Genomic DNA, 14829 nt, shown 5'->3' on the forward strand with positions numbered 1-14829 from the left:
CCGACGGCCGCATCGTCGACGAACTCCACCAGCCCACCGCCGACACCGTCCTGGACCGCATGCGCCGCTTCGACGCCAAGGGCCGCACCAGCTGAGGCCCCCGGCCCCCGAAACGCCACCCGTCCCCGAGTACCCCCAGGACTGACGCTCCCCCATGTTCCGCACCGCACTGCGCAATGTGCTCGCCCACAAGGGCCGACTGCTGATGACGGTACTGGCCGTCATGCTCGGCACCGCCTTCGTGGCCGGCACGCTGGTCTTCTCCGACACCGTCGGCGACGCGCTCAGGACCCAGAACTCCAAGAGCTACACCGACATCGCCGTCACGGTCACCGACCGCGAGGCCGCCGGCGCCGCCGCGTTCGGCCACGGCGACAAGGCCGTCGGCGGCCCGACCCTCACCGAGGAGACCCGCACGAAGGTCGCCGCGCTGCCCGGCGCCGCCGAGGTCCGCGGCGTGGTCAGCGGCTTCGCCGGCATCGCCGACCACAAGGGCGCGCTGATCGGCAACGGCTTCTCCACCACCGGCACCAACTACGTGCCGGGCGCCGACGGCTCCGACCCGCGCTACCCGCTGGTCGAGGGCCGCGGCCCGAAGGACGCCACCGAGATCGCGCTGGACGCCAAGACCGCCGACAAGGGCGGCTACAAGATCGGCGACACCGTCCGGGTCGCGGTCAACGGCCCGGTGATGCAGCTCAAGCTCACCGGCACCGTGCACACCAACGACCCGCGCGTGACGGCCGGCGGCTCGCTGGCCGCCTTCGACACCGCCACCGCCCAGCGGCTCTACCTGACCCCGGGCCGCTTCGCCGAGCTGGACGTCAAGGCCGAGCCGGGCACCGACGACACCGCGCTGCTCGCCGCCGTCCAGCAGGCCGTCCCGCAGGGCGACTTCATCGAGGCCAAGACCGGCCGCCAGCTCGCCGACGAGCAGGACGAGATGATCAGGAAGGGCACCACCGCCCTGACCACCTTCCTGATGGCCTTCGCCGGCATCGCGCTGTTCGTCGGGATCTTCATCATCGCCAACACCTTCACCATGCTGGTCGCCCAGCGCACCAAGGAGCTGGCCCTGCTGCGCGCCGTCGGCGCCACCCGCCGCCAGATCACCCGCTCGGTGCTGGTCGAGGCGCTGCTGGTCGGTCTGACCGCGTCGGTGACCGGTCTGCTGGCGGGCATCGGCATCGCCGTCGGGCTCAAGTCGCTGCTCAACGGCCCGATGGACGCGAACCTGCCGGACGGCCCGCTGATCGTCGCCCCGAGCACGGTGGTCGCCGCGCTCGCGGTCGGCGTGCTGGTGACGGTCCTGGCCGCCTGGCTGCCCGCCCGCCGCGCCTCCCGGATCGCCCCGGTGGCGGCGATGAGTTCGGCCGAGCAGCCGGCCACCCAGAAGGGCCTGCTGGTCCGCAACACCATCGGTCTGCTGTTCTCCCTGGCCGGCGCCGCCTCGCTGGCGGCCGGCGTGGGCGGCAAGGAGGTCAAGCTGGTCGGCCTCGGCGCCGGCGCGCTGCTGATCGGCGTGTTCGTGCTGACCCCGCTGCTGTCCCGGCCGCTGATCACGCTGATCTCCCCGCTGCTGCGCGCCCTGTACGGCGCACCCGGCAAGCTGGCCAAGGAGAACGCGATCCGCAACCCGCGCCGCACCGCCGCCACCGCTTCGGCGCTGACCATCGGCGTCACCCTGATCACCTCGCTGACCGTGATCGGCGCCTCGGTGAACCAGGCCGTGGACAAGGCCACCGCGACCGACCTCAAGGCCGACTACACGGTCGCGATGCAGAACTTCTCCTCGCTCTCCCCCGAGATCGCCACCCAGATCGCCAAGGCGCCCGGCGTCAGCGTGGTGAGCGCCGAGCGCGGCATGTCCGTCAAGACGGGGCAGAACGAGGAGGACAGCGAGTGGATGACCGCGGTGGACGCCGCGACCATCGACCAGGTGGCCACCGTCAAGGTCTCCGAGGGCTCGGCCGACGCCCTCAAGCAGGGCAAGCTGCTGGTGAGTTCGGGCCGCGCCAAGGAGGCCGGCTACAAGGTCGGCGACACCCTCGCCGTCACCTACCCGGACGGCGTCAAGGGCTCGCTGACCGTCGGCGGCATCCTGGAGGCGAACACCGCGCTGGCCTCGATCATCGCCCCGGAGGCCGTGGTCGGCCCGCACGCCCAGCCCGGCTCCGGCCTGGAGAAGGTCCTGGTCAAGGGCACCGACGGCGCGACCCCCGAGCTGAAGCAGGCACTGCGCGACGCGTCCGGCGGCAACCCGCTGATCGCGGTCAAGGGCCAGAAGGAGATCAAGGCGGAGAACCGCTCGATGATCTCCGGGATCCTGAACATGATGTACGGGCTGCTCGGCATGTCCGTGGTCATCGCGGTGCTCGGCGTGGTCAACACCATGGCGATGTCGGTCTTCGAGCGGCGCCGGGAGATCGGCATGCTGCGGGCCATCGGCCTGGACCGCCTGGGCATCCGCCGGATGGTCCGGCTGGAGTCGCTGCTGATCGCGCTGTTCGGCGGGCTGGTGGGTGTCGCCCTCGGCATCCTGACCGCCTGGGCGGGCGTGCGCACGCTGGCGGACAGCCTCAAGGACATCACCACCGTGGTGCCGCCGCTGCAGATCGCCTGCTACCTGCTCGCGGCCGCCGTGATCGGTCTGCTGGCCGCGATGTGGCCGGCCCACCGGGCGGCCAAGCTGGACATCCTGGACTCGATCAAGAGCCAGTAGCGGTCCGGAGGTACGAGAACCGGGAGCCCCCGGGGCGGTTCGGAGGAACCGCCCCGGGGGCTCCCGCGCGTCGTCAGGCGGACCGCATCACGTGAACAGCGTCGAGCGGGCGGCGCCGGTCAGAAGAGCACCTTCTCGTTGTTCGGCTGGAGGGTGCCCGTGGTCACTCCGGCGGCCGAGACCAGCAGCTGGCCGGCCGGCTTGCCGTCGGTGCCGAGCACCTCGGCGGTGACCGGCGTCGTCTCGTCCGGCGCGGTGATCTGGAGGCCGGTGAGCACGTGGCAGGTCGCGTCCGACTTGTCGCAGGCGGTCCACTTGAGGCCCGCGTAGCCGGACTTGTTGGGCTTCAGGGTGACCAGCACCGCCGGCCCGGGGTGCGCCTCGCGGTTGGCCGACAGCGCGTCCGCGCTGTTGTCGGCCTTCAGTCCGCCGAAGCCCGGGTACCCGTACAGGGTGCAGTTGTGGTCGCTCTTGTTCTTGATCGTCAGCATGGCCGAGCCCGCGCTCTTGATCTGCACGGTGGCGGTGATCTCGTCGCTCTTGCAGCGCGAACCGGCCGCCTGGCCGGCCATCGGGTCGCCGGGGACGGTGGCCCCGGCGGCGCTCGCCTTCGGGTCCCCCGGCTTGTCGTCCGTGTACTTCACGTCGTCGCACGCGGTCAGCAGGACGGTCGCCGCGAGGGCGGCGACACCGGCGGCGACTAACCTGGCAGGCCTGCGAACGGTCATGGTCCCCCCAAGGGTGGGTAATGGCATGGAGCTGTCACCCTAAGTACGAAGGCCGTGGCAGAACGGTTCCATTGGGGCTGCAGATTGTCAGATCTGACCGTTTTCTTCCTTTACCTGACCGATTCCGACTGCTACCGGCGGGAATCGGCGCCGCACACACCAAACCGCCCCGCCCGGCGGGTGCCGGACGGGGCGGTAGGGGTGCGGAACGACCGGGTCAGGCGGCCGGCTCGGCGGTCACCGGCCGGACGGGCTTGTCGGTCTTCCCGCCACCGAGGACGTTGAAGAACACGGCCAGGGTCGGGACCAGGTAGAGCAGCCAGACCACCAGCTGCAGCACCGTCGGGTCCGGCTGGAAGTTGAACACGCCCTTCAGCAGGGTGCCGTACCAGCTGTCCTTGGGGATGGTGCTGGAGATGTCGAAGGCCACGCTCTGCAGACCGGGCAGCCAGCCGGCCTCCTGGAGGTCGTGCACGCCGTAGGCGAGGACGCCGGCCGCGACCACGACCAGCATCGCGCCGGTCCAGGTGAAGAACTTGGCCAGGTTGATCTTCAGCGCGCCCCGGTAGAACAGCCAGCCGAGCAGCACCGAGGTGAGCAGGCCGAGCGCGGCGCCGATCAGCGGGTTCCAGCCGTCACCGGTGGCCTGGACCGCGGTCCAGATGAACAGCGACGTCTCCAGGCCCTCGCGGCCGACGGCCAGGAAGGAGGTGACCACCAGGGCGGTGGTGCCCATCGCGATCGCCGCGTCCAGCTTGCCGTGCAGCTCGGTCTTCAGGTGCCGGGCGGTGCGCCGCATCCAGAACACCATCCAGGTCACCAGGCCGACCGAGATGATCGACAGCGAGCCGCCGAGCGCCTCCTGGGCCTCGAAGGTGAGCTGCGAGGAGCCGAACTGCAGCAGCGCGCCGAAGGCCATGGAGAGCGCCACGGCCGAGCCGACGCCGAGCCACACCGGCGCCAGTTTGTCCTTGCGGCCGGTCTTGACCAGGTAGGCGATCAGGATGCAGACGACCAGGCTGGCTTCGAGGCCTTCGCGCAGGCCGATCAGGTAGTTGCCGAACACGCGGGCTCCTGGGGGGTGTAGAGGTGGTACCGGGGAGGGACGGCAGGGGGTCAGCCGAACAGGGCCTGGCCCCACCACTCCCCCGGCTTGCGCACACCCGCCGGGCAGGCGAAGTGGGCGGAGCCGACGTGCTGGATGTACTCGTTGAGCTTGTCGCTCGCCGCGAGCTTCTGCTGCAGCGGGACGAAGGCCTTACGGCTGTCGCGCTGGTAGGCGAGGAAGAACAGCCCCGCGTCCAGGCGGCCGAGGCCGTCGGTGCCGTCGGTGAAGGAGAAGCCGCGGCGCAGGATCATCAGGCCGCTGTTGGCGTCCGGGTGGGCGAGCGCGACGTGCGAGTCCGCGGGCATCGCCTTGAGGTCCGGCGCGTCGTGCTCCTTGGCCTTGCCGTACGGGGCGCCCTCGCCCTTGGTGCGGCCGAAGGTGTCCTCCTGGTCCTTGAGCGAGGAGCGGTCCCAGGTCTCGATGTGCATCCGGATCCGCCGGGCGACCAGGTAGGAGCCGCCGGTCATCCACTCCGGGCCGTCGCCGGGCGCGGCCCAGACGTGGTCGGCCAGCTTCGCGGTGTCGGTGCCCGCGATGTTGTGGGTGCCGTCCTTGAACCCCATCAGGTTGCGCGGGGTCTGCTCGTCCGGGGTGGTCGAGGAGGTCTTGCCGAAGCCCAGCTGCGACCAGCGGATGTTGACGGTGCCCATGCCGATCCGGGCCAGGTTGCGGATCGCGTGCACGGCGACCTGCGGGTCGTCGGCGCAGGCCTGGACGCAGAGGTCGCCGCCGCTGCGGGTCGGGTCGAGCTTGTCGCCCTTGAAGTTCGGCAGGTCGATCAGGGCCTCGGGGCGCTTGGCCTGGAGGCCGAAGCGGTCCACGCCGTCCTTCTCGAACAGGCTGGGGCCGAAGCCGATGGTCAGGGTGAGCCGGGAGGCGGGCAGGCCGAGGGCCTCACCGGTGTCGTCCGGCGGCGCCTCCGGCGAGCCGGGCACCGCGCCGGCGCCGACCTCGCGGCCGCCGGTCATCGCGGCCGCCGCCTTGGTCCACTCCTTGAGCAGCTTGACCAGGGACTCCCGGGTGGCCTTCTCGGAGACGTCGAAGGCGGCGAAGTGCAGCCGGTCCTGGACCGGGGTGGAGATGCCCGCCTGGTGCTCGCCGTAGAACGGCACCTCGGCGCCGACCTGGGCGGCGACCGGGACGACGTCGTCGTCCTGCCGGGTCGCGGCGGCGACCGAACCGACGGCCGCGGCGCCGAGCGCGACGCCCGCGCCGGCCCAGCCGATGACGGCGCGTCGGCTGACCGCGCCCCTGGTCCCGGTGGCGTCGGTGGCGGCCGGCGTCCCGTTCTGCTGCTCGTTCTCCGCGTCCATCGGGGGCGGGCCCTTCTCTCCTGTGCTGGACTTCTGCGCTGACCCACGGCGGCCGTGGGGCCCGGATCACGGGGCGCCACGGCGTCGGTGGGGTACTTCGGGGTGGGGCGGCCGGTTACTTGACGACCACGGCGGCGGCCAGCTTCGACAGCGGCTCGCCCAGCGAGTTGACCGCGTCGGAGAAGGCCTTGCGCTCGGCCTCGGTGACCTTGTCGTAGGAGGTGAAGGTGCCGTCGGCCTGCTTGTACTTGGCCAGCAGGGTGTTGATGGCGGCGAACTCGGAGTCCAGCGTCTTGGCCAGCTCCGCGTCCTTCTCGGAGGCGACCGGCTTCAGCAGCTCGTAGGCCTTCTGCGCACCCTCGACGTTGGCCTGGAAGTCGGCCAGGTCGGTGTGGCTGTAGCGGTCCTCCTCACCGGTGATCTTGTTGGTGGCGACCTCGTCCAGCAGCTCCTTGGCGCCGTTGGCCATGCTGGTCGCGGTGATCTCGGCCTCGGGGATCTTCTTCTGCCAGTCCTTGAGGTCGGCGACCAGCTGGTCGGCGAGCTTCTTCTCGTCGTCGCCGATCTTCGCGTCGGCGAAGATCGACTTCTCCAGCTTGTGCCAGCCGGTCCACTCCTGGCCGGGCTCCAGCTTGTCCTCGCGGGTGTCGGTCTTGGGGTCCACGTCACCGAAGCTCTCGGCGACCGGCTCGGTGCGCTCCCAGCCGGTGCGCGAGGGCGCGTACAGCGACTTGGCCTTCTCCAGGTCGCCGCCCTTGATCGCGGCGGCGAAGGCCTCGACGGCCGGGATGGTGGCGTCGGCCTGCTCCTGGGCGTACGTGCGGTAGGCGTCGACGGCGGCGGTCAGGCGCGGGTCGGCCGGTGCGGCGCTGCCGCCCTGGCCGGTGACGGTGATCTTCTGGCGGATGCCGTCGCCGACCATGCCGGGCTTGCAGGCGATCTCGTACGAGCCGGCCTTGATCTCGGCGTTGATGCTGGCCTTGGTGCCGGGGCCGATGTTCTCGCGCTCGGTGACGATCTTGTCGCCGTCGCCGTAGACGTAGACCTCGGTGGTCTTGGAACCCTTGTTGCTGATGTCCAGCACGACGTGGCCGGCCGGGAAGCTGGTCTTGGAGACCTCGCAGGCGGTGTCGGTCGCGTTCACCTTGACCACGTCGGAGGAGGACGCCTTGTCATCCTTCTTGGACGCGCAGCCGGCCAGGGTTGCGGTCGCCACGGCGAGGGTGAGCAGCGCGGCTGCGGTGGAACGGCGACGGGCGGACATGCGGGCTCCAACGGAAAAGGGCATGAGGGTGCCATGGCAGTACGGGCGGCTGGGGGCCAGCCGACCATCATTAGCTAAGGCATACCTTACGTACAGATGTTTTTGCGTCCATACCCACCCCCTGAACCGTTACCTTCCCGGTGCCCGGCGGGCGGCGGCCCGGGCGGTCCAGCGGCCCTCGTGCCGACTGATCCTGATCGGGTGCCCGAAGGTCTCGCTGACCAGCTCCGTGGTCATCACCTCCGCCACCGGGCCGGCCGCGACACACTCGCCGCCGCGCAGCAGCAGGGCGTGGGTGGTGCTCTCCGGCAGCTCCTCCAGGTGGTGGGTGACCAGCACGCTGGCCAGTTCCGGGTGCTGGTGGCGCAGCAGGTCCAGGCTGTCCAGGAGCAGTTCGCGGGCGGTCAGGTCGAGCCCGGTGGCGGGCTCGTCGAGCAGCAGCAGCCGGGGACTGGGCATCAGCGCACGGGCGATCAGGGCCCGGCCGCGCTCGCCCTGGGAGAGCGTGGTCCACGCGGCCTCGGCCATCGCGCGCATGCCGAGCGTGTCGATCAGCTGCTCGGCCCGCTCCAGCGCCTCGGGGGCGGGCTTGCGGTGGAACTCCGGCTCGATGGTGTTGGTGTGCCCGGTGAGCACCACCTCGCGCACGGTCAGCGGCGAGCGCAGCGGGTGGCGCGGGTTGACGTGCCCGAGGTGGGCGCGCAGTTCGCGGACGTCCACCCGGCCGAGCCGGCGGCCGAGCACGTCCACCTCGCCGCGGGTCGGGTGGGAGACCGCGCCGAGCAGCGCGAGCAGGGTGGACTTGCCCGCGCCGTTCGGGCCGAGCAGCGCCCAGTGCTCCCCGGGCCGGATCTCCAGGGTGATCCCGCGCAGCAGGTGGCGGCCGTCGCGCACGACGTCCACGTCCCGGGTGCGCAGCAGCGGCCCGTCGAAGTCGGGGGCGGACGCATGCATGGGACTCCGATCGCGGCGCCGGTCAGGGTGCGGGCGGGGCGCCGCACCGGGGCCCGCCCGGCGGGCCGGGCGCCGTCCGTCCGCGTGCAGAGTACAACCGTCGGCCGGGGGCGGGCCCGGGTGTCCGAGGGCTGGACGTGCCAGAACCCTTTTGCCCGCCGGGAGTTGGGAGGAGGATCGTGGCTCCGAGGGGAAGCGGGGGGACGAGGGGGGACGGGGATGACCGAGGAGCGGGCCGACACCCTGCACGCGCTGGTCGAACGGCAGGCCCACCTGGCGCCGGAGGCGGTGGCCGTGCGCTGCGGCGGGCGGGAGCTGACCTACGGGGAGCTGGACGCGCGGGCCGGGCGGCTGGCCGCGGTGCTGGCGGAGCGGGGCCTGGCGCCGGGCGGCCGGGCGGCGGTCGCGTTCGGCCGGGGCACCGAGGTGTACGTGGCGCTGCTGGCCGTGCTGAAGGCGGGCGCGGCGTTCGTGCCGCTGGAGCCGACGGCGCCGGACGGACTGCTGCGGCACGTGCTGGCGGACGCGGCGCCGGACGTGGTGGTCACCGAGGAGTGCCACCGGGTGCGGCTGGCGGACGCCGGCGGGGCGCGGCTGGTCTGCGTCGACACGGCCGCCCCCGCGAAGGCCCAGTTCGAGCCGCCCGAGGTCTCCTCCACCGACCTCGCCTGCGTCTTCCACACCTCCGGCTCCACCGGTCTGCCCGCCGGTGCCCTGATCGAGCACCGCAGCCTGCTGGCCGCGTACGAGGGCTGGCGCGAGGTGTACGGGCTCACCGCCGCGGACCGGATCCTGCAGACCGCGAGCCTGGAGTTCGACGTCTTCACCGCCGACTGGGTCCGGGCCCTCTGTACCGGCGCCACCCTGGTCGTCACCCCGTTCAACCTCACCCTGGACCGCACCGCGGACCTGGGCGCGCTGCCAGCCCTGGTCGCCGCCGAGCGGATCACCGTGCTGGAGCTGAACGTCCGCACCGCACGCCGGCTGACCGCCCTGCTGGCGGCCACCGGGACCGGGCTGCCCGGGGTGCGGCTGCTCACCGTCGGCGCCGAGAAGTGGTACCTGGACGAGCAGTTGGGGCTGCAGCGGCTGCTCGGCGAGGGGACCAGGGTGCTGAACGTCTACGGCCTGGCCGAGGCCACCGTGGACAGCACCTGGTTCGACGCCCGTGGCGCGGCCGTCGCCGACGGCGCCGAGCGGGTGTCGCTGGTCGGCCGACCCTTCCCCGGCACCCGGGTGTACGTGCTGGGGCCGGACGGCACGCCGCTGCCGCACGGGCGGCTCGGCGAGATCGCGATCGGCGGCGCCGGCCTGGCCCGCGGCTACCTCGACCGCCCCGCGGACACCGCCGGCCGCTTCGTGCGGGCGCACTTCGACCCGGACGGGCGGGTGCTGCGGACCGGTGACGTCGGGAGGCTGCGGGCCGACGGCGTGCTGGAGTTCACCGCCCGGGCCGCGACCGTCACCGGGCCGCTCGGCGGCCGGCCGGTCTCCACGGTGCTCGGCCCGGTGCGGGCGGCGGTGCGGGCCGAGGGCGTGCTGCGCGGCCACCCGGCGGTCCGGGAGGCGGCGGTCGTCGAGGTGGAGCCCGAGCCGGGCAGGCGGCTGCTGGTCGCCTACGCGGTGACCGAGCCGGGGGTGGACGGGGCGGACGGCTGGTCGCTCTCGCAGTACCTGGGGGCGGGGCTCGACGGGCGGGCGGTGCCCGTCGCGGTCGTCCCGGTGGCCGAGCTGCCGCGCACCCGGGCGGGCAAGCTGGACCGCGCGGCGCTGCCGCTGCCGGCCCCGCCGGAGCACACCGCCGCGCGCACCTCCGCGCGCACCTCCGCGCGCACAGCCCCGCGCTCCGCCAAGGCGGGCGGCCGAGGCGGCGGCAAGGGCGGCGGGACCGGGGGCGGAGGTTCCGGGGACGGACACTTCGCGAACGGCTGCGCGGCGGTCTTCTGCGTCCTGCTGTTCGCCGGGGGCGCCTGGGTGACGACCGACACGTTCTTCCCCGGCCCGACCGACGTCACCGGCGTCCCGGCCCCGTACGACGACGTGTTCCGGCTGCTCTACCTCTGCGAGAACCTCGCGTTCGGCGCCGGGATCGTCTACCTCGTCATCGGTTTCGAGGCGGTCCTGCGACTGGGCCGGCCGCGCCGGCTGTCCGTCCTGACCCATCTGGCGATCACCTGGCTGCTGGTCAACTGGTGGCCGCAGGACAACCTCTACCGGCTCACCGCGGCCACCGACTGGCCGCGCGAGGCGGCGCTGGTGTTCGCGTTCAACGTTCCGCTGATGCTGGCGGCACTGGTGCTGGTCCGCTTCGTCCTCTGGCGTCCGCCGGCCGGGAGGACGGGAGCCGTCGGGGCTTCCGGCAAGGGGTGACGGGGACCGTCGGGGCGTCCGGCAAGGGGTGACGGCGGCTCACCGCAGCGCTTCGAACATCGAGGCCAGGGCGTGGTTCGCCGCGCCGACCAGCGCCTCGGCCGCGTCCAGCGCCTCGGTGTCCGGCGCGGCGAGGGCGAGGCCCACCGTGGGCTCGGGCTCGCGGGAGGCGGTCGGGATCAGCGGCAGCAGGGTGACGCCGAGCCGGGCGCAGCGCGGCCGCAGCCGTTCCAGGTGGTCGTGCAGCGCGGCCGGGCCGAGCCGGGCGCCCAGCGCCATCCCGTCCAGGGTGCGCACCAGGTGGCCGGGGCCGCGCACCCGGTCGAGGCGGGCGGCCAGCACGTGGGCGACGGCCGGGCCGGTGAGCCGCAGGTTGATCTCGGTGGGGGCGAGCCGGCGCTCCCGGTCGGTGACGAAGTCGACGTCGTACCAGCCGCGGTAGCCCTCGGCGGCCAGCCGCTCCCCCACCGCCAGGGCGAACCGGCGGGCGGTGACGGCGGCGGCGTGCGGCACCGCGCCGGGGCCGACGGTGACGCCCTGGTAGCGGGTGCCGGCCACGTCCATGGCACCCGCGCCGACCGGGTGGACGGTGCCGTCCGGGCCGACCAGGGCGTCGTAGGTGAGGTCGCGCAACCGGGCCGCCGGCCCCGCGTCGACGTGTTCCTCCAGCAGCAACGCGCCGTCGGCGGGCAGCTCTTCGGAGCGCACCAGTCGGCGCAGCAGCGCCCGGCCGCCGCCCGCCGCGAACAGCTCGGCGGGCTCCACCACCACGGTGCCGTGGCCGCCGACGCCGTACGGGCTCTTCAGCACGGTGGTCAGTCCCCGGGCGGCGCGGGCGGTCAGTCGGCGGGCCGCCCGGCGCCGGCCCTCCGGGCGCTCCTGGCGCGGCAGCCGGATGCCGGGGTGTCCGGGAGCGAGGGCGGCGAACAGGTCGTGTGCGGCAGCCTTGGACTCGAAGCGGCGGACGGCGGCCAGCTCGGGCCCGTCGCCCTGCGCCGCCGTCCGGCCCCAACCCACCACCGGGCGGCCGGAGTCGGCGATCCGCGCCGCCAGGGCGGGGCGCTCGGCGAGGGCCTCGGCCATCGTCCGCTCCGGCGCCACGCCGCTGTGCACCTCGACCGGGCCCCACTCCAGCTCCCGGGCCAGCCAGTCGGTCCACTCCGGGGCGACCTCGGCGGGCAGCACCAGCACCGCCGGTTCGGGGCTGTAGCCGACGGCCAGGCAGGCGTAGTGGTGGGCGTGCCGCAGCCGTCGCAGGCGCTGGGCCGCGTCCTTGCCGGGGGCGAGGAACTGCGCGTCGAAGTCCGCCACGTCGCCGACGTGGACCGCCGCCCGGCCACCGGTCCAGGCCCCCAGCCATCCGTCCATGGAGCGGAAGCCTACGGCTCGCGTCAGAGCGCCAACAGCCCCGCGTCGGTGGGGCGCAGGCCGCAGGCGTCGAGGTAGAAGGGGCGCAGGTGGGGCTCGAAGTCGACGTGCAGCCAGGTGCAGCCGGCCGCGCGGGCGCCGTCGGCGGCCTCGGCGACCAGCCGGGTGGCGACGCCCTGCCGCCGGGCGTCCGGGGCGACCACGGTGTCGAGCAGGAAGGCGTGGGTGCCGCCGTCCCAGGCCAGGTTGACGAAGCCGACCAGGGCACCGTCGGCCGGGCGGCGGGCGGTGACCCAGCCGAGGCTGTGCCGTTCCAGCCGGGCGAGCCAGTCGCCGGGTTCCCCGGGGTGGCCGAAGCCTTCGGCGTGCAGGGCGTCGAGTTCGGGGTCGGTGAGCGGGCCGCGCCACAGGTAGTCGATCGTCACGACGGCACTGTAGAGCCCTTGTTAAATCCTGATCACTTTTGATCAACCAAGGACACGACTTGGCAAAGTTATGACCTTTCCTCTAGCTGAATCTGACTGGACCCCGTCAATCTCTGACGCAGCTCCTTTCCCTGCACAGCGACCCCCACTGGAGTCAGAGTGACCCCCACGCCCTCCTTCCGCCGTGCCCGCGTGGCCGCAGCCGTCGCGGTCGTCGCCGCCCTCGCCGGCGCCACCGTCCCGGCCGCCGCGGCCTCCGCCGCCCCCGGCATGCGCGAGGCCGCGATATCCCAGGCCCGCGCCAACGTCGCCCGCAACGCGGGGGTGTTCGGCTTCGGCACCGGCCAGGACCTCGTGCTGAAGGACGTCGTGCTGGACGCCGACGGCGCCTCGCACGTCCGTTTCGACCGCACCTTCCAGGGCCTGCCGGTGGTCGGCGGCGACCTGGTCGTCCACCAGGACGCCAAGGGCAAGCTCAAGGACTCCTCCCGCGCGGCCGCCCACGACGCCGCCGTGAAGTCGACCGTCCCGAAGGTCACCGCCCAGTCCGGCGCGGCCGGCGCGCTCGCCGCCGCCCCGGGCGTCAAGGAGGCCGTCAGCACCCCCGAGCTGGTCGTCTGGGCCGCCGACGGCACGCCCCGCCTGGCCTGGCGCACCACCGTCGAGGGCACCGGCGACCACGGCCAGCCCGCCGGCAAGGTCGTCGTCACCGACGCCACCACCGGCGAGCAGATCGAGTCCTACGACGCCGAGCACCAGGCGGTCGGCACCGGGAACTCCGAGTACACCGGCACGATCGGCATCGACACCACCGCGAAGAGCGGCGGCGGCTACACCCTGACCGACCCGGTCCGCGGCCACGTCACCAAGGACGCCAACAACCTCTCCGCGAGCTCGCTCAAGGCCGCCTCCGGCACCACGTTCAACAGCACCACCAACGTCTGGGGCGACGGGAAGAAGTTCTCCTCCGACCGCGCCACCGCCGCCGTCGACGCCCACGCCAACACCGCCTGGACGTACGACTACTACAAGAACGTCCACGGCCGGAGCGGCATCAAGAACGACGGCAAGGGCGCCACCGTCTTCGTCCACGTCGGCACCAACTGGGACAACGCCCAGTGGTCCGACGCCTGCTTCTGCATGATGACCGGCGACGGCGACGGCACCACCGACCCGGAGCAGGTGGACCTCGACACCATGGGCCACGAGATGACCCACGGCGTCACCAGCGCCACCGCCAACCTGCGCTACAGCGGCGAGTCCGGCGGCCTCAACGAGGCCACCAGCGACATCTTCGGCACCATGGTCGAGTGGTACGCCAACAACAGCGTCGACACCGGCGACTACCTGTTCAGCGACCAGTCCACCCCGCCGTGGCTGCGCCGCTTCGACAAGCCCTCGCTGGACGGCCGCTCGGCCGACTGCTGGAGCAGCTCGGTCGGCAAGCTGGACGTGCACAACTCCTCGGGCGTCGGCAACCACTGGTTCTACCTGGCCAGCGAGGGCAGCGGCAGCAAGACCATCAACGGCGTCACCTACAACAGCCCCACCTGCAACGGCTCCACGGTGACCGGCATCGGCAACCAGAAGGTCGCCAAGATCTGGTACCGCGCGCTGACCGTCTACATGACCTCCACCACCACCTACAAGGGCGCCCGCACCGCCTCGCTGAACGCCGCCCGCGACCTGTACGGCGCCGGCAGCACCGAGTACAACGCGGTCGCCGCGGCCTGGAGCGGGGTCAACGTCAGCTGACGCACGGCCGTCAGTGGTCGAACCCGACGTGGCAGTGGTCGTGGTGGGTGTCGTCGGTGAAGAACCGGTTGCCGACGCCCGGGATCGCCACCGGGCCGCCCACGTTGTACGAACCGGCGGCGGCCGCGTCCCGCATGAAGGACTCGATCAGCTGCCGGGACGTACCCGGGTCGACCACGGCCAGCCCGTCGATCCGCCAGACGTCGAAGGCCCGGCCCAGCGGATGGTCGCTGGGCCGGGTCGTCCCGAAGACGTCCAGCGGGTGGCCGGTCCGCACCACGCTCACCGAGAGCGTGTACGGACCGGCCAGCCGCAGCATCGCCTCCAGCACGCTGTCGTGCACCGTGCCGCCGCGCAGGTCGGCGGCGGCCTCGGGCGGCAGCTCGATCCGGGGCTCGGCCAGCACCCGGGCCACCGCGGGCGGCGGCGCGGCGGCGGCCGGGCCCGCCACTCCCGGGTGCAGTGCGGTGACGGTCCAGCGCGGCTCGGCCCGGCTCAGCCGGACGTCCACCGTGGTGCCGCCCTCGGCGACCGAACCGTCCGGGCCGCGCGTCCACTGACGGCAGACCACGAGCACGCTCGCCGAGTCGTCCAGGAGGCCGCCGTACTGGGCGACGATCACCTCCAGGCTCGCCTCGGCCGCCGCCGGGGCGAGCGGGCCGGCGTCGTCGGCCAGCGCGGGCGGCAGGCCGAGCGCCGCCACCCGGGCGCGGGCCGCCTCCACGCCCTCCAGTTCCACGTGGTCGACACCCTGGAGCAGGCCGTCCGGATGGCCCCGCCCGGCCGGATCGAGGCCATCGCCAACTACACCCCCTTCCAGCA

Annotated in this window: 11 protein-coding genes and 1 pseudogene; 4 read left to right on the forward strand and 8 right to left on the reverse strand. The window is 73.1% G+C overall.

From position 1 onward, the window contains the following. A pseudogene (locus ABZ449_RS40240) lies at window positions 1–95 on the forward strand (ABC transporter ATP-binding protein); the annotation flags it as partial. A gap of 59 nt (window positions 96–154) precedes the next feature. Then, window positions 155–2722, forward strand: a complete 2568-nt coding sequence (locus ABZ449_RS40245) for an FtsX-like permease family protein (protein ID WP_360356614.1) — start codon at window positions 155–157, stop codon at window positions 2720–2722. A gap of 119 nt (window positions 2723–2841) precedes the next feature. Here the strand turns inward: ABZ449_RS40245 and ABZ449_RS40250 are convergent, their stop codons facing one another. The 5 genes from ABZ449_RS40250 to ABZ449_RS40270 all read right to left on the reverse strand — a co-directional run bounded on the left by ABZ449_RS40250 (window position 2842) and on the right by ABZ449_RS40270 (window position 8089). Beyond that, window positions 2842–3450 carry a DUF4232 domain-containing protein gene (locus ABZ449_RS40250; RefSeq protein WP_360356615.1) on the reverse strand — a complete coding sequence of 203 codons (609 nt, stop codon included), beginning with the start codon at window positions 3448–3450 and terminating at the stop codon, window positions 2842–2844. A gap of 217 nt (window positions 3451–3667) precedes the next feature. Then, the gene (efeU, locus tag ABZ449_RS40255; RefSeq protein WP_360356618.1) at window positions 3668–4516 is read right to left on the reverse strand and encodes an iron uptake transporter permease EfeU; all 849 of its coding nucleotides are present in this window, start codon (window positions 4514–4516) and stop codon (window positions 3668–3670) included. A 50-nt stretch (window positions 4517–4566) separates the two neighbouring features. Next, window positions 4567–5871 (reverse strand): iron uptake transporter deferrochelatase/peroxidase subunit, encoded by a 1305-nt coding sequence (gene efeB / locus ABZ449_RS40260; protein ID WP_360356620.1) that lies wholly within the window; start codon window positions 5869–5871, stop codon window positions 4567–4569. 115 nt (window positions 5872–5986) lie between these two features. Then, on the reverse strand, window positions 5987–7135 hold the full coding sequence (gene efeO / locus ABZ449_RS40265) for an iron uptake system protein EfeO (protein WP_360356623.1): 1149 nt from the start codon (window positions 7133–7135) through the stop codon (window positions 5987–5989). Between the two features lie 129 nt (window positions 7136–7264). Then, complete coding sequence (locus ABZ449_RS40270; RefSeq protein WP_360356625.1) at window positions 7265–8089, reverse strand: ATP-binding cassette domain-containing protein; 825 nt, start codon at window positions 8087–8089, stop codon at window positions 7265–7267. Window positions 8090–8308: 219 nt separating this feature from the next. On the opposite strand from ABZ449_RS40270, the gene ABZ449_RS40275 reads away from it, so the two are divergent. Continuing rightward, window positions 8309–10459 carry an amino acid adenylation domain-containing protein gene (locus tag ABZ449_RS40275; RefSeq protein ID WP_360356628.1) on the forward strand — a complete coding sequence of 717 codons (2151 nt, stop codon included), beginning with the start codon at window positions 8309–8311 and terminating at the stop codon, window positions 10457–10459. Window positions 10460–10498: 39 nt separating this feature from the next. Here ABZ449_RS40275 and ABZ449_RS40280 read toward each other — a convergent pair whose 3' ends face one another. Together ABZ449_RS40280 and ABZ449_RS40285 are read right to left on the reverse strand one after the other, a co-directional pair. Beyond that, the gene (locus tag ABZ449_RS40280) at window positions 10499–11827 is read right to left on the reverse strand and encodes a hypothetical protein (RefSeq protein ID WP_360356630.1); all 1329 of its coding nucleotides are present in this window, start codon (window positions 11825–11827) and stop codon (window positions 10499–10501) included. A gap of 23 nt (window positions 11828–11850) precedes the next feature. Continuing rightward, entirely contained in the window at window positions 11851–12252 is a 402-nt protein-coding gene (locus ABZ449_RS40285; RefSeq protein WP_360356633.1) for a GNAT family N-acetyltransferase, read from the reverse strand. A 159-nt stretch (window positions 12253–12411) separates the two neighbouring features. Here ABZ449_RS40285 and ABZ449_RS40290 point away from each other — a divergent pair, with 159 nt between their 5' ends. Beyond that, on the forward strand, window positions 12412–14007 hold the full coding sequence (locus ABZ449_RS40290; protein WP_360356634.1) for a M4 family metallopeptidase: 1596 nt from the start codon (window positions 12412–12414) through the stop codon (window positions 14005–14007). A 10-nt stretch (window positions 14008–14017) separates the two neighbouring features. Here ABZ449_RS40290 and ABZ449_RS40295 read toward each other — a convergent pair whose 3' ends face one another. After that, the gene (locus ABZ449_RS40295; protein WP_360356637.1) at window positions 14018–14746 is read right to left on the reverse strand and encodes a hypothetical protein; all 729 of its coding nucleotides are present in this window, start codon (window positions 14744–14746) and stop codon (window positions 14018–14020) included. Between the last annotated feature and the right edge of the window lie 83 nt (window positions 14747–14829).

Source organism: Kitasatospora sp. NPDC005856 (assembly GCF_040629945.1).
Classification (GTDB): Bacteria; Actinomycetota; Actinomycetes; order Streptomycetales; family Streptomycetaceae; genus Kitasatospora.

Bases quoted from the DNA above. Each gene is read 5' to 3' on its own strand.
- ABZ449_RS40245 (WP_360356614.1), top strand. From the start codon at position 155: ATGTTCCGCACCGCACTGCGCAATGTGCTCGCCCACAAGGGCCGACTG.
- ABZ449_RS40250 (WP_360356615.1), bottom strand. From the start codon at position 3,450: ATGACCGTTCGCAGGCCTGCCAGGTTAGTCGCCGCCGGTGTCGCCGCC.
- efeB (WP_360356620.1), bottom strand. From the start codon at position 5,871: ATGGACGCGGAGAACGAGCAGCAGAACGGGACGCCGGCCGCCACCGAC.
- efeO (WP_360356623.1), bottom strand. From the start codon at position 7,135: ATGTCCGCCCGTCGCCGTTCCACCGCAGCCGCGCTGCTCACCCTCGCC.
- ABZ449_RS40270 (WP_360356625.1), bottom strand. From the start codon at position 8,089: ATGCATGCGTCCGCCCCCGACTTCGACGGGCCGCTGCTGCGCACCCGG.
- ABZ449_RS40275 (WP_360356628.1), top strand. From the start codon at position 8,309: ATGACCGAGGAGCGGGCCGACACCCTGCACGCGCTGGTCGAACGGCAG.
- ABZ449_RS40280 (WP_360356630.1), bottom strand. From the start codon at position 11,827: ATGGACGGATGGCTGGGGGCCTGGACCGGTGGCCGGGCGGCGGTCCAC.